Source organism: Christiangramia portivictoriae DSM 23547, assembly GCF_000423045.1.
Lineage (GTDB): Bacteria > Bacteroidota > Bacteroidia > Flavobacteriales > Flavobacteriaceae > Christiangramia > Christiangramia portivictoriae.
On sequence record NZ_AUHF01000001.1, the window covers coordinates 224660 to 247859 of the forward strand.

The following is a 23200-nucleotide window of genomic DNA, read 5'->3' on the forward strand; positions in this document are numbered from 1 at the left end:
TTTGTAATTTGAACACAAACTTAAAACGCGCATGAATTTTTCCTTCTGGGAATATGAATCCTGGATCAACAATATCGATTACTGTATCGTTGGAAGTGGTATCACGGGATTAAATTGTGCTCTGGAAATACGAAAAAAACAACCTTCGGCAAAGATCCTTATCCTGGAGAAAGGAATTCTCCCTGAGGGTGCCAGTACCAAAAATGCCGGTTTTGCCTGCTTCGGAAGTATTTCTGAAATTCTCGATGATCTTAAAACACTTTCTGAAGAAGAAGTGATCACTTTGATCCAAAAACGTTGGGATGGTTTGAACCTTCTGCGGAAGAATCTGGGTGACAGGCAGATCGATTTTCAGCAGAACGGGGGATACGAACTATTTACCGAAGCAGATAGTGCGCTGTACGAACAGAGTATGAGTGCAATCAGCAGCGTCAACAAACTATTGACACCTGTCTTTGGAGAGTCAGTTTTCAGTGAAACCTCGAATAACTTTCGCTTCAGCAATATCAAGCCCAGACTCATCTATAACCGGTTCGAGGGACAGATCGATACCGGCAGAATGATGCAAATGCTTTTAAAAAAGGTCCATACCGAAAACATCAGAATCCTGAATGGTATGGAAGTTATCTCATTCACTGATGGAAATTCGGCAGTAGAAGTGATTACCAATCAATTCAAATTTTCAGTAAAAAAACTAATCATTGCAACCAATGGTTTTGCTTCAAGGCTGGGTCTTGAAGAAGTAAAGCCAGCCCGGGCTCAGGTTTTGATCACCAAACCAATCGAAAATCTACACCTTCAAGGTACTTTTCACCTGGACAGAGGGTATTTCTATTTCAGGAATATTGATAACCGGATACTGTTTGGAGGCGGACGTAATCTTGATTTTACCGGAGAGGAAACCGATATTACAGGAACAACGAGTTTAATTCAGAACAAACTAAGAGCTTTACTAAAATCCTGCATTCTGCCCGATACAGCTTTCGAAATAGATCGCCAGTGGAGCGGGATCATGGGAGTTGGTGCTACCCGGCAACCGGTAATTAAAGCAATTTCCAGTAATGTTTTTTGTGGAGTAAGACTCGGTGGTATGGGTATCGCCATTGGGAGTCTTGTAGGTCGAGACCTGGCTAACTTAACTTTGAATTCATGATCAAAAGATTTTTCATATTCCTTTTCAAGATACTTCTTGGACTATTCATTTTTAGCATCGCTATTGTAGTCATCTATAAATGGGTGCCGGTTCCTTTTACGCCTTTGATGGTAATACGTTATTTTGAGAATCCGGAGGAGAACATTGAGCACGACTGGGTTACGATGGACGAGATTTCAGGCCACCTTCAAAAAGCAGTTATCGCCAGTGAGGATCAAAACTTTCCAACACACAGCGGCTTTGACTTTAAAGCGATCAAGAAAGCGATGGAAGACAATCGCAATGGCCGAAAAATTCGCGGAGCAAGTACCATATCCCAGCAAACAGCCAAAAATGTTTTTTTATATCCGGGCAGAACCTGGTTCCGGAAAGGTCTGGAAGCTTATTTCACTTTCCTGATCGAAATGATCTGGGGAAAAGAACGAATTCTAGAAGTCTATTTGAATAGTATCGAAATGGGCAAAGGAATTTATGGTGCACAGGCTGCTTCGATACACTGGTTTGGCAAGGATGCTGCAAAGCTCGGAGCTTATGAAGCTGCAGCTATTGCTGCTGTATTACCCAATCCAAGAGTATATCGTGCAAGTCCCGCATCTTCTTTTATTACCAATAGAAAAAACTGGATCGTAAAGCAAATGCAAAATCTTGGTAAACTCAGCTTAAACTAAATGGAAACGCTTAAACAAGAGCTGCTGGAAAAATGTGAGCAATTTATACAGCAAAAAACAACTGCACTACAGGATGCGATGCAGGGTTTAAAACAAGACCTGGAAAATGAATCCAAGAGCAGTGCCGGAGACAAGTTTGAAACCGGCCGTGAAATGATCAATATTGAGTGGAACAAGCTGAGCAATCAATTACAGCAATATGAGCAAATGCAGTCTGTATTAAACCGGATATCCCTGCAAAGCGCTACTGGAACCATTAAAACAGGAAGTCTAGTCTTTACTGATAAGGCGAATTATTTTATTTCTATTCCAGCCGGAGAATTGATCGTTCAGAGTACAAAGATCTATGCGATTGGCAGTAAGGCTCCTGTTGCCATTGCCATGCTGGGAAAAACTGAAAATGAGAGTTACACATTTAATCAGCAAAGTGTTCGCATTGAAAAGATTATTTGAGTCGACTCTCCAGCACGCCTTCTCTCAGTTTAAATTTAAGCTTCTGCCCGGTAGCTATTTCTTTATGATGATTAAGCAATACGGTTCTGCTGCCCGCTAAAATCTCAATAAGAAATGATTCTCCTTTAAAATACGAATTTTGAACGATAGCTTCTGTACCAGCATTGGCGACTTTTAATTCATGGGGATACACCACGATCTTTTGCCTGCTTTGATGATTAGGGTTTATCAGTTTCACGGGAAGATGGTTTACATCTCCAAAAAGACTGGCAACATAAACATTAGGAGGTTGCTGGTATAAATCTTCAGGATTGCCCTGAGCATAGATGCTGGAATTTTTTAGAACAAAAGTCCTGTCTGCAAATGCCAGGGCGTCGGTACTGTCATGCGTGGCGATAATACAGGTAATTTGCTGTTCCTTTAGGTAGGCAAAGAGTCTTCTTCTCAATTTATTTTTTCTGAAGTGATCAATATGGCTAAAGGGTTCATCAAGCAATAGAATTTCAGGTTCTTTCGCGAGTGCCCTGGCCAGAGCGATTCTTTGCTGTTGTCCGCCACTCAGCAATTTCGCTTTTCTATCAGCGAGATCGGTCATTTCCACGACTTCCAGTAATTCTTTGATTCGGCGTTTCTTCTTTACCGGATAGAAGTTGCTTAGATATTTCCCAATATTTTCAGCAGCGCTTAGGGGTAACATCAAATTAAAATCCTGGGCCAGGTATTTTATAAAGTCTTCTCCAGGCACCAGGTTATAATTAGGACCCAAAAGCTCTTTGTTTTTCCAGGTAATCCTGCCTTCTGTATGAAGCAGGCCATAAATGAGCTTGAGTAAAGTGCTTTTTCCACAGCCGCTTTCACCAATGATTGAAATGTTCTCAGCCTGATCTATTTTCATACTGATGTTCTTCAATACTGGTTCTGTATCATAGGTGAAGGAGACGTTCTTGAGCTGAAGCATAGGTTAAATTCTTGTTGAAATTATCATAATGACCGTATTCGAAAATGGCTATTTCCGTAACTTATTTTAAAGCTAAAGAACATAAATAAGAATAGAATCATCGAATGCAAAAAATAGTCGTTTACGATCTCAATAAAACCTTATATCAAAAATCTTCCAAAGATGAGTTCTTCAAATTTGTATGCTATAAGAATGGGTATAAATTGATAAGACTTGCCCAGCTAGGCTGGATGAAAATGCTGGGAAACATGCGCATGGTAAGTAAAACCGATTTTAAAGAGAATTTTTACAACTATCTTAAAAACCTGGATCCGGAAACAGTCACCAGGTATGCGCGACAATTCTGGAACCTGGAATATCCGGAATATTTCAGAAGTAAAATGCTGGAAGATATTGAGAAGTTTGAGAAGCAGGGCATCAAAGTATTTGTGGTCACCGGTGGCTTTGAAGTTTATACGAAATACCTGGAGGAAATTCTTCCGGTTAAGGTATTAGGAACCAGAACCATTTTTAAGGATGGAAATTATACGATAGACGGCAAAGCCTGTAATGATGCAGAGAAGATAAGGAGACTGGACGAAGCACTGGGAGCGTATGAAATTCTGGAAGCTTATTCAGATGATGATGAAGAAATCCTGCATAAAGCTGATAAGGGATTCCTGGTAGATGAAGATTCCGGTAAATTAGAACGAGTGAATTAAACCTTTAGTGGTTGAAACAAAAAAGCGCGGCTTCTCTGCCGCGCTTTTTTTATGTCCAGAATTTCAAAAATATTAATCTTTTGGAAGCTCTTTCATTTCATTTGGAAGCGCTTCAAAGCCCATATTATACAAGGTAAAACCAAAGATATCTGCATATTCTTCGATGATCTTACTGGTGGGTTTCCCTGCACCATGACCGGCATTGGTTTCAATTCTTATAAGCGTTGGGTTGCTGCCTTCCTGCTTATCCTGTAACTCTGCGGCGAATTTAAAAGAATGCGCAGGAACTACCCGGTCATCATGATCACCTGTAGTGACAAGCGTCGCAGGATATTCGGTACCTGCCTCCACACTATGTACCGGAGAATAGTTATAGAGATACTGGAACATTTCTTTATTATCTTCCGCAGTACCATAATCATAAGCCCAACCGGCGCCGGCAGTAAACGTATGGTATCTCAACATGTCCATAACTCCAACTGCAGGTAGTGCAACTTTCATAAGACCTGGTCGCTGAGTCATGGTCGCTCCTACCAGCAAACCACCATTAGAGCCACCTCTTACAGCAAGATAATCGCTGGAAGTATAATCATTGTCGATCAGGTATTCTGCAGCGGCGATAAAATCATCAAATACATTCTGCTTTTTAAGCTTGGTACCTGCATCATGCCATGCTTTCCCATATTCACCACCACCACGAAGGTTAGGAACAGCATAAACACCGCCTTGTTCCAGCCAAACGCTCATTGCGGTGCTAAAACCAGGAGTGAGGCTCACATTAAATCCTCCATAACCATAAAGGATCGTTGGATTCTTCCCGTCAAGCTGAGTTCCTTTCTTGTAGGTAATGATCATTGGGATCTTAGTTCCATCCTTTGATTCGTAGAAAACCTGTTCGCTGGTAAATTGTTCCGGATCAAAATCTATGTCTGGTTTATTATAAACTTCAGAAGTACCATTTTCAATATCGTATTTATAAATAGTTCCCGGAGTTACGTAATTTGTAAAGCTATAGTAAAGCACATCCTTGTCTTTCTTCGCTCCAAAACCTCCGGCAGAACCTACACCAGGAAGTTCTACTTCACGCACAAGCTTCCCGTCATAATCATATTGCTTTACTTTTGAAATGGCATCAACCATATACTCTGCAAAGAAATAACCACCACCGGTTGAAGGACTCAGTACATGCTCGGTTTCCGGGATAAAATCTTCCCAGTTCTCCGGACGTGGATCGCTCGCATCCACGGTTACGATCTTCTTATTTGGGGCATCAAGATTGGTTACGATAAATAATTTGCTGTCCTCGTTTTCGATCACATAAGAATCGGTGTTCTGATTATCCAGTATTGTAACCAGTTCCGGAGTTTCCTTCTGAAGGTCCATCATATAGAGCTCTCCACCAGAAGTTGAATTACGAGCTGAAATGATAAGGTACCGATTATTTTCAGTAACACTTCCTCCTACATAACGACGCTTTTGTGCTTCAGAATTTCCGAAGATGATCTGGTCGTCACTTTGTGGCGTTCCCAGTTTATGATAATATAATTTATGCTGATCTGTCTTTGCTGAAAGTTCACTTCCATCTGGTTTGTCGTAACTGCTGTAATAAAAACCTTCATTGCCTTTCCAGCTAATTCCGCTGAACTTTACATCTTTAATGGTATCGCCTAATATTTTCTTATCATCAGCATTCATGACAATGATCTTTCTCCAGTCGCTTCCACCTTCAGAAATAGCATAGGCCAGTTTCTTTCCATCTTCGGAAAAGCTCATTCCTGCGAGGGAGGTAGTGCCATCTTCACTGAATTTGTTGGGATCCAGAAATACTTTGGCTTCCGCTTCTTCAGATTCACGACGATACAGCACACTTTGATTCTGAAGTCCGTCATTCTTGAAGAAATAGATCTTCTCGCCTTCAGTAAAAGGAGCGCTCAGTTTTTCATAATCCCATAATTTGGTAAGACGTTCCTTCAGTTTATTTCTGTACGGAATATTCTCAAGGTAATCGAAAGTCACCTCGTTCTGTCTTTTTACCCAGTTCTCTGTTTCCTCACTACGGTCATCTTCCAGCCAGCGATATGGATCTTTGACTTCGGTTCCAAAATAATCGGTTACAGTATCAACTTTTTTGGTTTCAGGATAGTTCAATTTGCTTTGGTTTTGACTTTGTGCACTCAGCGACCCGGCAACCAGGCCAAGTCCTACAATGCCAGAATAGATTTTCTTCATACGATTCTTGCTTTAGAATGTCTAAAATAAGAATTAAAAAGCCTGAATCTTTACAGTTTCAGGCTTTTAAGTAAAATTTTAAAATTGTGGATTATAATAGTTTCTGCTCCAGTAAATATTCTGCGATCTGCACCGCATTGGTGGCCGCGCCTTTACGGAGATTATCTGCAACGATCCACATATTCAGCGTATTTGGCTGGCTAAGATCTCTACGTAATCTACCTACAAAGACATCGTCTTTTCCTTCCGCATAAATTGGCATGGGATAGGTGTTTAATTCCGGGTTGTCCTGAACGGTGATTCCTGGGAAATCACTCAGGATCTTTCGTACATCAACTACATCGAAATCTTTCTCGAACTCGATATTCACAGATTCTGAATGTCCTCCAACCACCGGAATACGAATCGCAGTTGCCGTTACGTTCACCGAGTCATCCCCAAGAATTTTCTTGGTTTCGTTCGTTAATTTCATCTCTTCTTTGGTGTATCCATTGTCCTGGAAAACATCACAATGTGGCAATGCATTCTTATGAATTGGATAAGGATAGGCCATTTCTTCTTTCTTACCGGCATATTCGTTCTCCAGCTGTTGTACGGCTTTTACTCCGGTTCCGGTAATGGACTGGTATGTTGAAACCACGACCCGTTTGATCTTATACGTATCGTGCAGCGGCTTTAGAGCCATTAATAACTGTATCGTGGAACAATTAGGGTTCGCAATGATCCTGTCTTCTTTTGAAAGCAGGTTCGCATTGATCTCCGGGATCACCAGCTTATGTTTTGGATTCATTCTCCATGCTGAAGAATTATCGATCACCGTAGTTCCTGCGGAAGCAAATTTTGGAGCCCATTCCAATGAAGTGTCTCCACCAGCTGAAAATATGGCCACTTCCGGTTTCATGGAAACTGCGGTTTCAAGGCTTACCACTTCAAACTCCTTTCCATTGTAGGCTATTTTCTTGCCTACAGATTTTTCAGAAGCTACAGGAATAAGTTCGGTAAGTGGAAAATTACGTTCTTCCAGTACTTTCAGCATTACGCTTCCTACCATCCCGGTTGCTCCAACTACAGCTACTTTCATATTTTGCTTTCTTTAAAAGATGAATTACAAAGTTATCGCTTGCAAATTATTCTATCTGCCTCCTTTCTGAAAATTTAAGCTGTTTTAAAAAAATTGCACCAATTTTAGATTATTGTTAAAAAAAGACCCCTGGTTTTTGCCAGGGGTTTAGTTAAGAATGAGTAATGTAGCGGTAAGCGTACGTCTTAAATATTCCTTTTTCTTAGTTCGTCACGAATTTCAGTAAGTAAAACCTCTTCTTTTGTTGGTCCTGCTGGAGCTGCAGCTTCTTCCTTCTTTTTAGTTTTTTCATAAGCTCTTAAAAAAAGAAAAATGAACAGACCAACAATGATGAAGTAGATAACCGCCTGTATCACATTTCCATAGGTAAGAATTGCGGCTTCAGCTTCCTGAGCGGCTTCCAGGCTTTCATACTCCACACCATCCAGGGCAATGAATTTTTGGGTAAGATCCACACCACCGGTAATCAAACCAATGATAGGCATGAAAATATCTGCCACTACAGATGAAATCACTTTGTTGAATGCAGCGCCAATTACCACAGCGGTTGCCAGTGCTACAATATCCTTCTTCAAAAGGAATGCTTTAAAATCTGAAAAAAAGCTCATAGAATATAGTTGTTAGTTGATTTTCAAATTTATATAAATTTTGAGAAGTCTTCCCAATTATTTATTCCGGGATCACCAGGCGTGTCACTCTTCTCTGAATACCGGTGATCAATTCATAAGAAATAGTGCCTCCGGCTTCAGCAAACTTTACCGGGTGCTGAGGTCCTCCAAAAACGATCACTTCATCGCCTTCTTCACATGATATACCCGTAACATCTACCATGATGATATCCATGCATACATTGCCGGCAATTGGCGCGTATTTTCCGTTTATGATCACTCCAGCCTTGCCTTTTCCATAGATCCGGTTGATCCCATCAGCATGTCCAACAGGAAGTGTAGCGATACGTGTAGGTTTTTCTACTTTAAAGGCGCGATTGTAACCAACGGTATCCCCTTTATCAAGACTCCTTATCTGCGAAATGATTGTTTTTAAAGTAGAAACCGGTCTTAGTTCTGGATCTATATTTTTATCATTCCCATAACCATATAATCCAATCCCGCTGCGCACCATGCTAAAGGCTGCTTTTGGGTAGTTGAGCACTCCGGAAGTGTTGCAGATATGCAAGATAGGTTCATAGTCCAGGCCTTCGATCAACTCCCAGGTCATCTTTCTGAAAAGATCTATTTGTCCTACGGTAAAATCTCTTTCTTTCCAGTCTTCACTGGCAGCCAGATGTGAAAATACAGACGCTATCTTTAGACTCTCCGTGTTCTGAATGATATCCCTGACATTTTGAATTTCAGGCTGATCGAATCCCAGCCTATTCAAACCTGTGTTCAGCTTGATATGAACAGGATAGTTCCTTTGGTTTTTAGATTCAGCAATTTCTACGAAAGAACGTAAGATCTTCTCGCTATATAGATTAGGCTCCAGGCAATGTTCAATAATATCTTCGAAATGGGTGAATTGTGGATGCAGTACTAGAATAGGTTTGGTAATCCCATTCTTCCGTAGATGTATTCCTTCTTCCACATAAGCAACCGCGAAATAATCAGTGCCAAGTTCTTCCAGTTTTCTGGCAATGATCACTGAATCATTTCCATAGGCAAAAGCTTTTACCACTGAAAGGAATTTTACTCCATCGTCAATCTTTGCTCTTAAATATCTGTAATTGTGCGCCAGTGCTCCGAGATCAATCTCCAGAACGGTCTCTTTGGCTTTAGGCATTTTCTTTGGTCTTTTTAGCATTCAGTTCTTCGGCATTCACATCAAGTTTTTTTACGCGTTCACGCAACATGGCTTTATAATATGCAGCCCGACTCAATGGTTCATATTCTTCAGTCTCTCCAAGAAATACCAGGTCGTCGTTGATTGCTTTTCGATAACTGAACTGGGCAAGATTTCCGGTTCTGGTGCAAACCGCATGCACTTTGGTTACATACTCTGCAGTAGCCATCAAATTGGGCATGGGTCCAAATGGATTCCCCTTAAAATCCATGTCCAGACCGGCCACGATCACTCGAATTCCCTGGTTGGCAAGATCATTACAAACGGTGACGATCTCATCATCAAAAAATTGTGCCTCATCGATCCCGATCACGTCACAGCCATCTGCAAGCAAGCGTATGTTGGAAGCAGAGGGCACCGGTGTAGACCTTATTTCATTGGAATCGTGAGATACGACCATTTCCTCGTCATACCTAACATCGATCGCAGGTTTGAAGATCTCAACATTTTGTTTGGCGAATTTTGCGCGTTTGAGTCGGCGTATCAATTCTTCCGTTTTTCCGGAAAACATTGACCCACAGATAACCTCAATCCAGCCAAATTGCTCTTCGTGATTTACTGTATTTTCGAGAAACATTTTGTATTTTTCAAATCGAAACGGGAAATACCTCTTTCGTATAAAGGTGGAACAAATTTATTAAAAATACAACCCGGAGAAAGAGCGAATCATGAAAGTTATGAAATGAGTAGTAACCTGATTTGTCTGCCTGAAAACTATAAAATAAGAATTTCTTCTGACTGGTAGAAAACATATAAAATTAAAGTGATGAAAAAGAAAATTGAAGCAGAACTGGCGGAAATCGCTGAAAAAATCCTTCAGAATAAAGGACATTTTACTACGATGGAGCTCAAGGAACATGCTTTGCATCTATATGAAAAACTGACTGTTCTGGCTTTTACTGAAAAACATCTTTCCGAAGAAGTTCCGCAGCAATCCGAAGAAATTCCGCACCAAAAGGAGATCGTGAAAAAGGAAGAAGCAATTGCTCCAGAGCCTCAGGTACAAGACCTGCCTGAACCACCTGCGCAATTATCTGCTTACGATGAATTTTATCCGGATGGAACTGAATTTAATGAGGATACAGACGCGATCACAGAACCGAATACTGAAAAGATTAAAGATATCGTAGCGCAAATGCCTCCTGAAAGTCAGTCGGTAGATCTTTTTATGAATCATATCAACGATGCGCCTGAAGTTTCGAATTCGGCACCCTATTCACAACAGGTCGAAGAGAAGAAAGATTTCAGAAATATAGGTGTGGATTATGATAATTTGCCAGATTTTGAACCGGTAAAACACGTTCCGGCCAACGATAAACCAAGGTCCCTTAATGACCGACTGAAGAAAGGCATCAATATCGGCTTAAATGAGCGTCTTGCTTACATCAAACATCTTTTTGGCGGAGATACCGCAGATTACAATCGTGTACTTTCACAGTTAAATACCTTTACCAGCCTGGAAGAAGCTTTGAAGTTCATCAACCTGGTCGTAAAGCCGGATTATAACAACTGGCAGGGGAAGGAAGCTTATGAAGAACGTTTTAGAACTCATATCGAAAACAAGTTCGGAAAATAGATCATGATGGGTAAACTATACCTGGTTCCCACGCCAATCGGGAATCTTGAGGATATCACCTTGAGAGCGATTCGTATTTTAAAAGAAGTGGATCTCATCCTGGCTGAAGATACCCGTACCAGTGGAAAATTACTGAAGCATCTGGGTGTACAGACTCCCATGCAGAGTCATCACATGCATAACGAACATAAAACAGTAGATCATATTGTTTCCAGAATCAAAGCTGGAGAAACCCTTGCATTGATTAGTGATGCGGGAACTCCGGCAATTTCAGATCCCGGGTTTTTGCTTACCAGGGCTTGTGTGGATGCGGGAATTGAAGTAGATTGCCTTCCGGGAGCCACGGCATTTGTCCCGGCGCTGGTAAATAGCGGACTCCCTAACGATAAATTCGTATTCGAAGGTTTTTTGCCAGTCAAGAAAGGAAGACAGACCAGGCTTAAGATCCTTGCTGAAGAAACGCGTACGATGATCTTTTACGAATCACCGCATAAATTGCTCAAAACTTTAGGCCATTTTCAGGAATATTTTGGCGAGGAACGTCGCGTTTCCATATCCCGTGAGATCACCAAAATGCATGAAGAAACCATTCGGGGGAGTATCCCAGAAGTACATGCCCATTATACGGCAAATCCTCCAAAAGGTGAACTGGTGATGGTGGTTGCTGGAAAAAGCTGAATTTGAAAGAACTATTAAGCAGCATACGGGATTGTAAAGTTTGTAAGGAACATTTACCACTAGGCCCCAGGCCTATCATTGAAGCAACGCCAAAATCAAGGATCATACTTATTAGTCAGGCGCCGGGAAGAGTGGTGCATGAATCTGGAATTGCCTGGAAGGATCAAAGCGGTAAAAAACTGCGGAAATGGCTGGGCGTAGATGATGATACATTCTATGATCAGGATAACTTCGCCATTTTGCCAATGGGTTTCTGTTATCCCGGGAAAGCGCAAACCGGAGATTTGCCGCCTAGAAAAGAATGTGCTCCTCTCTGGCATGAAGAAGTACTTCAACATTTAAAAAATGTGAAGCTGAAGATTCTTATTGGTGCTTATGCTTCCAATTATTACCTCGGAAAAAAGAATAATCTTACGGCTAAGGTTCATGAGTATGAGCAATATCTTCCCGAATACTGGCCTTTGCCGCATCCCTCTCCTGTAAACCGATTTTGGAGAATGAAGAATCCTGAATTTGAATCGGCCATAGTGCCTACACTTCAGCAGAAGATCAGGTCGATAATAGGAGAATAGCACCCATAGATTAGAAGCATAAATTTATTACTTTCGGCTGAAATTTGAACGACCATGAAGACGCGCTGGACCCTGAAACCAAAACCCGATCCTATCACAGCTCAGGCTCTCGCCGAAAAGCTTGGAACCGGACTCGCAATTTCAAAATTACTGGTTCAGCGAGGAATAACCACTTTTGACGAGGCGAAAAAGTTTTTCAGACCACAGTTGGATGATCTGCATGATCCTTTCCTGATGAAGGATATGGACAGAGCAGTCGCCAGAATAGAACAGGCGATGGAAGCCGGAGAGCACATTATGGTCTATGGAGATTATGATGTGGATGGCACTACGAGTGTTGCGCTTATGTCTTCTTTTCTGAAATTCAGATATCCACATGTGACCACATATATTCCAGACAGGTATGCTGAAGGTTACGGCGTATCCTACAAAGGAATCGATTATGCTGAAGATAATGACGTAAGTCTTATAATTGCTTTAGACTGCGGAATCAAAGCGATCGAGAAAGTAGCTTACGCAAAGATAAAAGGAATCGATTTTGTGATCTGTGATCATCACCGCCCTGGTGCCGAAATGCCAGAAGCTGCCGCAGTACTGGATCCTAAGAGGAGTGATTGCCACTATCCATATGACGAACTGTGCGGTTGCGGAGTTGGTTTCAAATTGATCCAGGCGATCACCAGGAAGAATAATGAACCCGAAGAAACCTTGCTGCCATATCTTGATCTGGTCGCAACGGCTATTGGAGCAGATATTGTACCCATCACTGGTGAAAACAGGATTCTCGCTTATCATGGATTGCATGTGATCAATGTTGCCCCGCGTAAAGGAATTCAAAGTTTGCTGGGCGAACGTAAAAATGTAAGTATTACAGACGTTGTTTTTATGGTGGCGCCAAGAATCAACGCGGCGGGCAGAATGAAGCATGGTCTGCACGCAGTAAACCTGCTCACCGAAGAAGATGAAGCGATCTCTGCAACGTATGCTGAAGAAATAGAGACTTATAACACAGATCGCAGAAGTACAGATAAAAGTATTACAGAAGAAGCGAAACAGCAAATCCTGGATCTTCAGGAAGAAAACCGACTAACCACCGTGGTCTACGATGAACAGTGGCACAAGGGAGTGATTGGAATCGTGGCTTCCAGGTTAACTGAAACCTGGTATCGCCCAACGCTCGTTTTCACAAAGAGCGGGGAACGTCTTGCTGCCTCCGCTAGGTCTGTAAAAGGTTTCGATGTTTATGAAGCCCTGGAAGCCTGCAGTGAACATATTGAGCAATTTGGGGGTCATAAGTACGCAGCGGGATTGACCCTGCTCGAAGCCGAATATGATAATTTTAAAAGAAAGTTTGAGGAGGTCGTTTCAGAAACGATCGACCGGCAGTTGCTTACACCTGAAATTAACATTGATGCCGAGTTAGAGCTGAAAGATATAACACCAAAATTCTACCGGATCCTGAAGCAATTCGCTCCTTTTGGACCTGGAAACATGTCGCCGGTTTTTCTTGCGCGAAACTTAACCGACACCGGCTTTGGAAAATGTGTGGGTACAGATAAAACTCACCTGAAATGCCAGGTAAAACAGGAAGGTTCAAACATCAAGTTTGATGTGATTGGCTTTAATCTTGGTAAAAAACTGAACTTGATAGAGCAGGGTAAGAAGTTCGATGCTGTTTTTAGTCTCGATGAAAATACCTGGAATGGCAATACCACGATTCAGCTTAGGCTGAAGGATATACGAGAAAGTGTTTAGAACACCAGTTTCTCCAGTTTAAGATCTGTTCCGTCAAACTGCGCAAAGGTGTAATGATTGATCCAATCACCAGTATTGATGTAGGTTGCTTTCCCGTCCAGATCGATTTCCATGGGTAAATGCCGGTGACCAAAAAGAAAGTAATCATAATCTTTTTGCTCCAGTTTACGCTTGCAGTATTGTATTAGCCATTCTTTCTCTTCGCCTAAGAATTTCATATCCTCTTCTCCCGAGATCGCTTTGTTTTTTACTGAAAAATACTGAGCTAAAGGCACTCCAAGATCAGGATGCAGCCAGCGGTAAAACCATTTGGAAAGGGGATTGGTAAAGACCTTTTTCATTCTTTTGTAACCATGATCTCCGGGTCCTAAACCATCTCCATGACCAACTAAAAATTTCTTTCCTGAAAACTCAAATTCCTGCGGCTTATGATAAACTGGAATATTTAATTCCTTCTGAAAATAATCCTGCATCCATAAATCATGATTTCCTACAAAGAAATAAATGGGAATTCCTGAATCTCTGATTTCGGCTAGCTTGCCCAGTGTTCGTACAAAGCCTTTTGGAATCACGTGTTTATATTCAAACCAGAAATCGAAGAGGTCTCCCAGGAGAAAAATTGCTTCTGCATCCTGTTTGATCTCATCAAGCCATTTCACAAACCTGGCTTCTCGAGGTCGGCTTTCTTCCTGAGTAGGCGCACCAAGATGATTATCACTGGCGAAATATAACTTTTTTCCCGGGGAAACTTTCATGCTTTACAACTTATAGCGAAGATAGAAATTCTACTGAAACTTCATTTTTAATATAAGACTTAAAGCATTCTAAAAACGCATCGCCAGAAGCTCAGAAATTATTATTTTAGAGATTAAACCCATAAATATTGCTAATATGAAATTTACGAAACTATTTTCAATCGCTTTTTTAATGATTTGTGGTTTAATGAGTTATCAGGTAAATGCCAAGAATATTGACAATAATCCTAAAGTTGGGGACCGTCTTCTCATTCAGACTCCAAAAAATACTACTTATTCGGCTGTGAATATGCCAAAGCTTAACTTCGTTGTGAAGAAAGGTGGAGTGGCTAATTATAAGTCGGCTCAAAACACCCTGGTGGAAGTTGTAAAAATCACCCAGAACAAGAAAGGTGAAAGCATTGTAACACTACAGCGGGTAGATGGCGCTAAGATCCTTGGTCTAAGGAAATCTGTAAGTGCCAATTATGACAAAGCTCTGCAACTGGGAGAATTGAAAAAGTCATAAATCAGGATTTGCGCAAAGGATAGTAGCGAAAAGCTCCCGTTTTTCACGGGACTTGCAGCGAATAGCCCGACCCGAAGGGATGCGCCCTAAGCATTATCGCTGGCGTACCACTCTGCAAAAGAAGTTTCAGTTTCCTGTAATTTCAAGGAGTGAAGCTGGATATGATCCGGCAAATGTTTAGAGATTTTACCGGCAAAATCGATCACCATATTCTCACTTGTAGGCTGGTAATCGACCAGGATCACATGATGACCGCGTGATTTGAGCTCTTCTGCCAGTTCCAGATGTGGTGTATTCCTGTTGAACACTGTTGCATGATCGAACTGGTCCACAATTTCAGACTTTACGATCCTTTTTAGATCCCCAAAATCGATCACCATTCCTAATTTCACATGCTCAGGATCTGTAATAGGTTCCCCGATAACGGTAACTCCCAGTTTATAGGAATGACCATGTACGTTACGACATTTACCATCGTAACCATACAGGGCGTGACCGGTTTCAAAAGTGAATTGCTTGGTGATTCGAATCTTGCTCATTACGCAGTTATTTTGTGCAAAGATAATTGGAATTTTTAAGCCCTAATTTTTAACACCAACGAATTGAATTAAAATTTACATTTGCGAAATTTTTCGCACATGATCCTTCAAGAACAGGAGTTATTTGAACAGCTGGATTTCGAGCTTAATGAGCTTTATGAAACCATCATTAATGGCATCTCTCAGCAAAATTATAGTATTGTTGATGGGTTTTTTAATGCTGCTGAGGTGGACCTTTTAAGGTCATCACTTATAGCCAAACATAAGGAAGACGCATTTAAAAAGGCTGCCATCGGGAATAGAACCAACGAGCTTATTGAAAAATCTGTTCGGGGTGATTTTATTTTGTGGATGAATGAAGCTACAGCAGAACCTGCAGAATCCATATTTTTTCAAAAGGTAAACGATCTGGTGCGATACCTGAATCGTACCTGCTTTATGGGAATTCTACACAAAGAATTTCATTATGCCTTATATCCGGAAGGTACTTTCTATAAGCGGCATCTTGATACGTTCCAAAATGATGGAAGACGGAAATTGTCGATGGTATGTTACCTCAATAATGAGGACTGGACTCCTGAAAATGGCGGAGAACTGAGTATTTATACGTCTAGGAATGGACAGGAGGAGGAAGTGAAGATCTATCCTTTGCCCGGGAGAATGGTGATTTTTGAAAGTCAGGAACTGGAACACGAAGTTAAAACTGTGAAGGTTCCAAGGCTGAGCATTACAGGCTGGTTAAAAACGAGGTAATTACTTTTTAGACTTTTTGTAAAGTACGACTACTATAAGAATGATCGCGAGAAGGATCCAAAATCCCATTCCGCTTAAAAAACTTAGAAATTCCCAGGTATCATTTTCCATTAGTTCCTGTATTTTCGATTGTTACGAACTCTCCAGCGGTAGCGTGCGTAAAGGAATATGAGTATTAAAAATAAAATTGCCAGTAGATACCACAGGTTTTCGGTGATGAATTCTTGAAATGTCCAGCCCCATTCCTGAGCCTCGTTTGCATCCTTATCTTTTGGGAGGTGTTCCTGCATTGGGTGTGTTTTTAACGTATTTCCACATGAAAATTCCAGCGATCAATCCAATTACCAGGGCTATCAATAAATAAATATTCTCGCCTAGAAATGTTCCTATGGAGTAGCCCATCTCGTAAGCTTCATCTTTTTGCGGTTGGATAGATTGGATCGAATTCATTTATTTTCTGAATTTTGAAAGCGCATTTTTCGTAAAATCTGAAAGTACCAGCTCTCCGGAAACAGCAGCTCTTTCTTCCAGTAGTTGCGGCCAGTGATTGGTATCTTTCCAGAGGATCTTTTTCATTTCTGTAAGCGCCTGTGGGTTGTAAGAGGCAAGCTTTTCAGTAAATATTGAAATCTCCCTGTCCATGTCTTTAGTGGATTCAAATACCCGTGCGAATAGGCCTTTTTCTTTCGCCCAATAGGCATTCTTCCATTCATGTGCAGCCAGAGTAAGTTCTGCCAGGGCAGCGGTGCCCATTTTTCTTTCCACGGCCGGAGCGATCACAAAAGGACCAATTCCAATGCTCAATTCTGAAAGTTTGATGGAAGCGGCTTCCGTAGCGAAAGCATAATCACAGGCAGCGGCAAGTCCCACACCGCCACCAACAGTTTTGCCATGAATTCTTCCTACGATTGGTTTTTTACAGACTCTCATCGCATTGATGACTCCTGCAAAACCTGAAAAGAATTTCTTCCCGTCTTCCAGGTTGTCGATCTGGATGAGTTCATCAAAAGATGCACCGGCACAAAAAGCTTTTTCACCTTCAGATTTTAGAATGATCACAGCTACGTCGTTATTTCCAGAAAGACTATGGATCTCATCTTCCAGTCTTTTCAGGAGAATCGATGGAAAAGAATTACTGGCTGGATGGCCAAATTCCAGGGTAGCTATATTCTGAACTATGCTGGTAAACAAACTTCCGTTCTCGCGGGTGGTATTCATACTGTATTACGATTTTACTCAAATGTAAGATTTCTGAATATATCTGCTGATGCTCTTTAGACTTCTTTGTGAAGATATTTTCTGCGGAAGTAGATCACCAAAGTACTGCTTCGAATGAGCATCCATATGAAGAACGCGATCCAGATTGCATAGAGTTTCAGTCCGAAATGATCTGCAAGCAGCAGGGCTGGAGTAAAGCCCAGGAACGTGGCCACCAGTAATACATTCCGCAGATATTTTGCTTCTCCAAGTCCCTTGAAGATTCCGTCGAACATAAAGGCGATCGCATTTACGGGTTGCATGATCAAAACTATCCAGAATACCGAGGCGAACAAGGCCAGAACGCTGGCTTCTTTATTAAATAGCAGGCCTATCTGATCATACAGGGCAAAACAGATTCCCATGAGAATAAGCGCGATGAGCACCGCATATTTACTGATTTTTTTACTTAATTCCCACAAGTTCCTGTAATCGCGTGCGCCCAGTAATTTACCACCAATCGCATTCCCAGCATTGGCATAACCGTCAATAAAAAAGCTGAAAAACAGCCAAATGTTCATAAGAATACTCTGTGCAGCAATGTAATTTTTACCGTAATCTGTCGCATACGCATTCGCCAGGTAGATTGCAAAATTAAGAGCAGCCGTTCTAACGAAAAGGTTTGCTGCCATAAGCAGCAAGGGTTTCATCTGGGGATTGATCTTACGACTCAACTTTAAATGAAATGGTGTTTTCCTGAAGTAAAACCAGAGCGCCATCACAAGCATGGTTGCCTGCGCAGCGAGACTTGAATAGGCGGCACCTTCAAGATGCAGAGCCGGTACCAGGCCGTCGACTCCATAAACCAATATATAATCCAGGATGATATTTACCGCGGCGCCGGTTAAGCTACATTTCATTGCCCAAAGGGTATTTTGTAGTCCCCGAAAGACGCCAAATATGGCGAAAGTTACCAGCGTAAGAGGATAGCCAAGTGCCCTGATCTTATAGTAACTTTCAGAATATTGTAGAATAAGACCATCAGCATTATACGCGCTAAAGATCGTTTCAGCAAAGAACGCTGTAGTTGCGTAAATGACCAGACTGAAAATAAAATTAAATAGAATGGTTTGCGGCACCAAGGTTTTTACCGCATGTAACCGATTTGCTCCCAGATGTTGAGAAACGGTAGCTGAAATCGCAGTTTTGGTTTGAGCTACGATCCAGATGATCGCAGAAAGGAAGGAGCCTACAATACCCGCTGCGGCAAGAGCTTCAATAGAATTCTCCTCCACATTGCCAATAACGGCAATATCGGTTAAAGAGATTAAAGGCTCTGCGATACCAGCTATAATCGCCGGGATTGCGATCCTGTTAATATTACTAAAACTTATAGAATTTGCGAGCTTTGACCTCATATTCAACAAATATAGAAGCCTTTAGATTACAATAGCAACTCGTAACAATGAAAAGGTGCATCGCTTTGCATGGGAAAATAAATATCGTCCAGTCGCTGGTATCCCCTCGTTTGGTAAAATCTGTGATTTCGCTTATTTAAACTAAAGGTATCGAGTCTAATAGATTCGTAATTCTGTTCCCGGGCGAAATCTTCGGCAAAATTCATTAATTGCTGTCCCAAACCGCTACTCCAGTAATCTGGATGCGTGGCTAACCGGTGAACATATAGATTGTTCTCGGTTTCACTATTCCATTCTATGGCTTCATATTCTAAATCTTTTACCGCGCTCAGTACGATAATTCCCAGAATATTGTTTTTTGAAACCAGCTTGAATAATTCCTGATTTTCAATATCCTTTCGCAATTTTTTCATGGATGGGTAGTGCTCATTCCATTGATAAATGCCCAGACTAATCATAGCCCTGGCACAGGCTTCCGTAAGCATTTTTATTTCCTTCAGGTCGCTAATTTTGGCTTTTTCGATCATCTTCTCTTAAAAGAAATAAACATTTTCATATTTCTGAAAAATCATTACATTTGCTCAGCTATGGGGGATTAGCTCAGCTGGCTAGAGCGTTTGGCTGGCAGCCAAAAGGTCATCGGTTCGACTCCGATATTCTCCACAAAAAAACCACTGGATTCCAGTGGTTTTTTGTTTTAAGGATTAATCGTTATCAGCATATTCAGCATAAAGATCCTCTGCATCAGCATTTAAGAACTCGATCGTTTTGTTGATCACATGTCTAAATTCCTTTGGCAGTTCATCTTCATCTTTCCATGGATGAGAGACTCCGAAGACATGATCAGCATTTTCTACCAGCAAAAGTTTCGGGGCAGGACTCCATTCAAAAAGATTTCCGGCCTCTCCAATAGACACACTTGTATCGCTGCTTCCATGAGCGATTAAATGTGGAATCGCCAGTTTTTGAGCAGCTTTTTTAATATTTAGCTTCTCTTTATTTTCTTTAAAATTCTTGTAGAACTGGTAGTGGTGAGGCAACTGCTGTCCTGTTCTTGAATTAACTATGTACTGCACGCCTTTTTTCTCCCATGCTTCCAGCTTTTTGCCTTCCGGAAATCGCGAACCAAAATCTGAAACTGATGCCAGCGTGATAAGTTTAGTGATTCTTTTGTCCTGAGCCGACTTCAATACGGTTATTCCACCACCTCTGGAGTGTCCTATTAAACTGATATCTGAAGGGTCCAGGTGTTGGCCAAATTTAAATGTTGGTAGTAAAAGTGAGTCGATAACAGATTGTAGATCGTCTAATTCGATCATGTAATTGTTATCCCCAAATGCTTCAATCTGGTAAAATTGCGTTGGATTTTCAGGACTGGTACCATTGTGACTAAAATTAAATTTCACAAAGAAATATCCTGCTTCCGCAATTAATTCGCCCATTTTATCCCAGGCACCCCAGTCTTTAAATCCTTTGTAACCGTGGCAGAAAATTACTACCGGTTTTGGTTTTCCATCATCCTTAAAAATAAGATCCATTGGAATGGGCTTGTCATGACGACCTTCGATGATGATATTTTTCTCCTTAGAAACTTCCATAATGTGATTTGATTTCTTTTTCAATAAATGGAATTTCCGGGTTGCAGATCTCCATTATTAATTTTTTTAGTTCTTTCTGAAAATTCTCCAGCGTTTCTTCCTTTATCAAAGAATCCGGTTTTTTGTCAGTTTTTAGCTGAAATTTGAGAAATCCGGACCTAAGATTTTTGAAAGAAATAATCCCTGCTTCAGCGGGGAATTTAAGATCTTTCTCAAGGGATATCAAGGTAGCGTAAGTTAAAACCTGAAAGCTTTTTGCGAATTTGTCATAATCTTTTGTTATTTCATTCCAGTCTTTGACGATAAGATCCTTTGATTCAACTTTTCCTGTTTTATAATCAACAATTCGCGTCACTCCATTAGCCTTTTCTACCCGGTCCACCTTACCTCGCAAATACACGGGAAAACTTAATTCATCCATAGGTAGCAGCACCTTGAGGTCTTTTTCTATCTGTAAAATCTGTATGTCGGTACCACTCTCTAACCTCTTAATTTCGAAGTTGAGAAAATTGCGCATATACCTTTTAGCCACTTCGAAGATCAGGAGATTTCGCCCTTTATCTAAGGGTGCCTTGCTATAATTCGCTGCAAATTCCCGGGCTATTTGATCATTAGCCTGCTTTTTAAATTTAAGGATTAGCTCCAATGACAATAATTCACTTTCCAGTGGTTTATAAAGATTTTCCAGCGCATTATGCACTACGGTCCCCAGGGTATTGAAGGCTACTGTTTCCTCTACTTCTTCCTGGTCTCTTACTCCAAGTACATATTGATGATAGAAATCCAGCGGATTTCTCATGTATGTGGTCAATGCGGAAGGTGAGAATCCTGAGCCTGCAAGATTCCTGATCCTTTCCATCATTTGCGGAGTCTTTTCTACCTCCCTTAATTTCTTTTCACTTACCGGTACCATTGGACTAACCAGGTGCTGGGAAATGTGATGAGATGGGAAGCTTTCTATTTCCAACTGAGTAATAAACCTCGATTTTTCTCCGGAATTGAGACCATCTGCTTCCGTATTGTACAATAGAAAAACCTTTTTCGCCCGCTGAAGTAGTCTGTAAAAGTGATAGGTGTAAACGGCATCTTTCTCCCTATAGGTGGGCAACTTGTATTCCTGTTTTAGATCATAAGGAATAAATGAGTTGTCAGATTTTCCTGCAGGTAAGGTCCCTTCATTTAAAGAGGTGATGATCACGGTTTCAAAATCCAGCGCCCTCGATTCCAACATTCCCATTAGTTGCAAGCCTTTAAAAGGTCTTCCCTGGAAATCCAGTGTTTCGGTACTTACCATCTCCTTATAGAAATCATATAAGGATTTGATAGTTTTAATATGTCTGAACTTTTCATTCAGAGTTTCCAGTTTATTAAAGAGCAGGTAGAAATGGTACAAAAACTCCAATGAAAGCGTATCATCTTTTGCCTCTAATTGAGTTTTAAGAATTTGTATCAGTTCCTGCACGTCTTCAGAAAACCTGGTGACCGAATCGTTTTTCGGTTTAAAACAAAGATCAGCGATTCTTCTGTTTTCATCTGTAAACGCTGCCAGAATCTCCTCCGGCCTTAGATATACAAGATTATCTTTATTGATTTTTCGAATTAGCCTGTCTGCATCATTTGAAATGATCTCAAACAATGCCGGATGGTTTATGATTCCAAGAATATCTTTATAATAATAGTCCTTGCCGCCGGAGATATGGATTTGAAAAATGTTCTCAAAAAGCGAGCTTACAGGAGCATTATCGACTGGAAAACCCATGGTCACATTCAGATCATTGATATGGGCTGGTAGTGAATTTAGAACAGGAAGCAAAAGGTCTTCTTCGCCAAGAACTATCGCTGTATTCTCCAATTCTTCGGAAGTAAGCTCGGTGATTATCTCTCCTAGATATTTCGCCTGGCCAATATTCTTAGGTACGCCAATGAGTTTTATTTCTTTTTCTTCGGAATACTTATTTGAAAATTCAGGCCTGGAATTCTCCTGGTAAAATTTCCAGTTTTCGAGGTATTGTCGCAGGAACAAAGAAGCACCGTGTGCAGGATCATGATAAAAATATCCATCAAGATCCCAGAAAACTTCAGCATGACCCTTTTCCAGCATAAACTGAATGATATGCTGTTCCGAAGCATTTAGAGCATTGAATCCAATAAACACATGCTTTGATGTGATATTGGCAGAATATTCCTCGATATTTTCTGAAGCTTTTCTGTAAATAAGTCCTTGGTATCCTTGTTGTTTCTCAAGTAAGCTGCCGGATAGGGATTCATAATATTCCGGAAGCCTTTTCCAGAAAGCCAGGTATTTTTCTATCAATTCTGTTTTCTCCTGCTGGAGATACCAGTGTTTGATATCCTGTATGCCCGATAAATAATCGAAGAAAGGTTTGTGATTTATGAGATACCGGTCTATTTCATTAAAATCGTGAATGAGACTCTGGGCCCAGGTGACAAATGTTTCGAATGTTTCCTGTTCTTCTACAGGAGTCAGTTCTTTATAAACATTATAAAATTCGAAAAGTGTGACGGTATTGTCTATTCCCTGTAGATTCGAAATGACCTCTGTAAACTCTTCAATACTATAAATCGTAGGTGCGAAGATGGTTTCATCTATGATTGCAGCCAGTTCTTTAAGTAGATAAGCTCCGGCTCGTTTGCTGGGAAGAATAATGACCAGCTCCGAGATATTTTGATCTGGAGTTCTGAGTTTCCCCAGGACTTCGGAAATGAATGATTTCATAGCCCTAAAATAAAAAACGCCCCGCAATGCGG

At 41.0% G+C, this 23200-nt stretch carries 25 protein-coding genes and 1 tRNA gene; 11 read left to right on the forward strand and 15 right to left on the reverse strand.

The genetic code is table 11. The features are described 5' to 3' along the window. Nucleotides 1–31: 31 nt before the first annotated feature. Genes G529_RS0101040 through G529_RS0101050 form a run of 3 tightly spaced genes read left to right on the forward strand, consistent with a single transcriptional unit; the run spans nt 32 to nt 2274 of the window. Nucleotides 32–1153, forward strand: coding sequence for an NAD(P)/FAD-dependent oxidoreductase (locus tag G529_RS0101040; protein ID WP_026913756.1), 1122 nt, complete (start codon nt 32–34; stop codon nt 1151–1153). Continuing rightward, on the forward strand, nt 1150–1821 hold the full coding sequence (gene mtgA, locus G529_RS0101045; RefSeq protein WP_026913757.1) for a monofunctional biosynthetic peptidoglycan transglycosylase: 672 nt from the start codon (nt 1150–1152) through the stop codon (nt 1819–1821). The genes G529_RS0101040 and mtgA overlap by 4 nt, the downstream gene beginning before the upstream one ends. Further along, the gene (locus G529_RS0101050) at nt 1822–2274 is read left to right on the forward strand and encodes a hypothetical protein (RefSeq protein ID WP_026913758.1); all 453 of its coding nucleotides are present in this window, start codon (nt 1822–1824) and stop codon (nt 2272–2274) included. It abuts the gene before it with no gap. On the opposite strand, the gene G529_RS0101055 is transcribed toward G529_RS0101050, so the two are convergent. Next, nucleotides 2267–3232, reverse strand: coding sequence for an ABC transporter ATP-binding protein (locus G529_RS0101055; protein ID WP_026913759.1), 966 nt, complete (start codon nt 3230–3232; stop codon nt 2267–2269). The genes G529_RS0101050 and G529_RS0101055 overlap by 8 nt on opposite strands. 104 nt (nt 3233–3336) lie before the next feature. Between G529_RS0101055 and G529_RS0101060 the strand changes: the two genes are divergently transcribed. Next, entirely contained in the window at nt 3337–3933 is a 597-nt protein-coding gene (locus tag G529_RS0101060) for an HAD family hydrolase (RefSeq protein WP_026913760.1), read from the forward strand. Between the two features lie 72 nt (nt 3934–4005). Here the strand turns inward: G529_RS0101060 and G529_RS0101065 are convergent, their stop codons facing one another. From G529_RS0101065 to G529_RS0101085, 5 genes are all read right to left on the reverse strand, one after another. Next, nucleotides 4006–6162: a prolyl oligopeptidase family serine peptidase gene (locus G529_RS0101065; protein WP_026913761.1), complete on the reverse strand. Its 2157-nt coding sequence runs from the start codon at nt 6160–6162 to the stop codon at nt 4006–4008. A 91-nt stretch (nt 6163–6253) separates the two neighbouring features. After that, a complete protein-coding gene (locus tag G529_RS0101070; protein ID WP_026913762.1) occupies nt 6254–7243 on the reverse strand; it encodes an aspartate-semialdehyde dehydrogenase in 990 nt (329 codons plus the stop codon). 185 nt (nt 7244–7428) lie between these two features. Then, the gene (gene mscL, locus G529_RS0101075) at nt 7429–7851 is read right to left on the reverse strand and encodes a large conductance mechanosensitive channel protein MscL (RefSeq protein WP_026913763.1); all 423 of its coding nucleotides are present in this window, start codon (nt 7849–7851) and stop codon (nt 7429–7431) included. Nucleotides 7852–7912: 61 nt separating this feature from the next. Beyond that, nucleotides 7913–9022 carry an alanine racemase gene (gene alr, locus G529_RS0101080; RefSeq protein ID WP_026913764.1) on the reverse strand — a complete coding sequence of 370 codons (1110 nt, stop codon included), beginning with the start codon at nt 9020–9022 and terminating at the stop codon, nt 7913–7915. Beyond that, nucleotides 9015–9659: a thymidine kinase gene (locus G529_RS0101085; RefSeq protein WP_026913765.1), complete on the reverse strand. Its 645-nt coding sequence runs from the start codon at nt 9657–9659 to the stop codon at nt 9015–9017. The genes alr and G529_RS0101085 overlap by 8 nt, the downstream gene beginning before the upstream one ends. Nucleotides 9660–9848: 189 nt before the next feature. Between G529_RS0101085 and G529_RS0101090 the strand changes: the two genes are divergently transcribed. From G529_RS0101090 to recJ, 4 genes are read left to right on the forward strand one after another with little or no spacing between them, the layout of a single operon-like run. Then, on the forward strand, nt 9849–10658 hold the full coding sequence (locus G529_RS0101090; protein WP_026913766.1) for a hypothetical protein: 810 nt from the start codon (nt 9849–9851) through the stop codon (nt 10656–10658). 6 nt (nt 10659–10664) lie between these two features. After that, nucleotides 10665–11336: a 16S rRNA (cytidine(1402)-2'-O)-methyltransferase gene (gene rsmI / locus G529_RS0101095; RefSeq protein WP_026913767.1), complete on the forward strand. Its 672-nt coding sequence runs from the start codon at nt 10665–10667 to the stop codon at nt 11334–11336. A 2-nt stretch (nt 11337–11338) separates the two neighbouring features. Further along, nucleotides 11339–11908 carry a uracil-DNA glycosylase family protein gene (locus G529_RS0101100; protein WP_026913768.1) on the forward strand — a complete coding sequence of 190 codons (570 nt, stop codon included), beginning with the start codon at nt 11339–11341 and terminating at the stop codon, nt 11906–11908. Nucleotides 11909–11962: 54 nt separating this feature from the next. Continuing rightward, a complete protein-coding gene (recJ, locus tag G529_RS0101105) occupies nt 11963–13663 on the forward strand; it encodes a single-stranded-DNA-specific exonuclease RecJ (protein WP_026913769.1) in 1701 nt (566 codons plus the stop codon). On the opposite strand, the gene G529_RS0101110 is transcribed toward recJ, so the two are convergent. Further along, nucleotides 13660–14418, reverse strand: coding sequence for a UDP-2,3-diacylglucosamine diphosphatase (locus G529_RS0101110; protein ID WP_026913770.1), 759 nt, complete (start codon nt 14416–14418; stop codon nt 13660–13662). The two genes, recJ and G529_RS0101110, sit on opposite strands and share 4 nt — an antisense overlap. Nucleotides 14419–14554: 136 nt before the next feature. Here G529_RS0101110 and G529_RS15365 point away from each other — a divergent pair, with 136 nt between their 5' ends. Beyond that, nucleotides 14555–14926, forward strand: coding sequence for a hypothetical protein (locus G529_RS15365; protein WP_051201311.1), 372 nt, complete (start codon nt 14555–14557; stop codon nt 14924–14926). An 86-nt stretch (nt 14927–15012) separates the two neighbouring features. On the opposite strand, the gene G529_RS0101120 is transcribed toward G529_RS15365, so the two are convergent. Beyond that, nucleotides 15013–15465 (reverse strand): 6-pyruvoyl trahydropterin synthase family protein, encoded by a 453-nt coding sequence (locus G529_RS0101120; RefSeq protein WP_026913771.1) that lies wholly within the window; start codon nt 15463–15465, stop codon nt 15013–15015. A 99-nt stretch (nt 15466–15564) separates the two neighbouring features. Between G529_RS0101120 and G529_RS0101125 the strand changes: the two genes are divergently transcribed. Further along, nucleotides 15565–16218 carry a 2OG-Fe(II) oxygenase gene (locus tag G529_RS0101125; protein WP_026913772.1) on the forward strand — a complete coding sequence of 218 codons (654 nt, stop codon included), beginning with the start codon at nt 15565–15567 and terminating at the stop codon, nt 16216–16218. A 110-nt stretch (nt 16219–16328) separates the two neighbouring features. On the opposite strand, the gene G529_RS0101135 is transcribed toward G529_RS0101125, so the two are convergent. From G529_RS0101135 to G529_RS0101155, 5 genes are read right to left on the reverse strand one after another with little or no spacing between them, the layout of a single operon-like run. Then, a complete protein-coding gene (locus G529_RS0101135; RefSeq protein ID WP_026913773.1) occupies nt 16329–16508 on the reverse strand; it encodes a hypothetical protein in 180 nt (59 codons plus the stop codon). Beyond that, complete coding sequence (locus tag G529_RS0101140) at nt 16483–16668, reverse strand: hypothetical protein (RefSeq protein ID WP_026913774.1); 186 nt, start codon at nt 16666–16668, stop codon at nt 16483–16485. Before G529_RS0101140 ends, G529_RS0101135 begins: the two co-directional genes overlap by 26 nt. Next, nucleotides 16669–17436 (reverse strand): enoyl-CoA hydratase/isomerase family protein, encoded by a 768-nt coding sequence (locus G529_RS0101145; RefSeq protein ID WP_026913775.1) that lies wholly within the window; start codon nt 17434–17436, stop codon nt 16669–16671. A gap of 56 nt (nt 17437–17492) precedes the next feature. After that, nucleotides 17493–18833 carry an MATE family efflux transporter gene (locus G529_RS0101150; RefSeq protein WP_026913776.1) on the reverse strand — a complete coding sequence of 447 codons (1341 nt, stop codon included), beginning with the start codon at nt 18831–18833 and terminating at the stop codon, nt 17493–17495. A 26-nt stretch (nt 18834–18859) separates the two neighbouring features. After that, nucleotides 18860–19360, reverse strand: a complete 501-nt coding sequence (locus G529_RS0101155) for a GNAT family N-acetyltransferase (RefSeq protein ID WP_026913777.1) — start codon at nt 19358–19360, stop codon at nt 18860–18862. 62 nt (nt 19361–19422) lie between these two features. On the opposite strand from G529_RS0101155, the gene G529_RS0101160 reads away from it, so the two are divergent. Further along, nucleotides 19423–19496, forward strand: a tRNA-Ala gene (locus G529_RS0101160). 41 nt (nt 19497–19537) lie between these two features. Here G529_RS0101160 and G529_RS0101165 read toward each other — a convergent pair. Beyond that, nucleotides 19538–20431, reverse strand: a complete 894-nt coding sequence (locus tag G529_RS0101165; RefSeq protein ID WP_026913778.1) for an alpha/beta hydrolase family protein — start codon at nt 20429–20431, stop codon at nt 19538–19540. Next, on the reverse strand, nt 20418–23168 hold the full coding sequence (locus G529_RS0101170) for a PD-(D/E)XK nuclease family protein (RefSeq protein ID WP_035695373.1): 2751 nt from the start codon (nt 23166–23168) through the stop codon (nt 20418–20420). The genes G529_RS0101165 and G529_RS0101170 overlap by 14 nt, the downstream gene beginning before the upstream one ends. Nucleotides 23169–23200 lie beyond the last annotated feature (32 nt).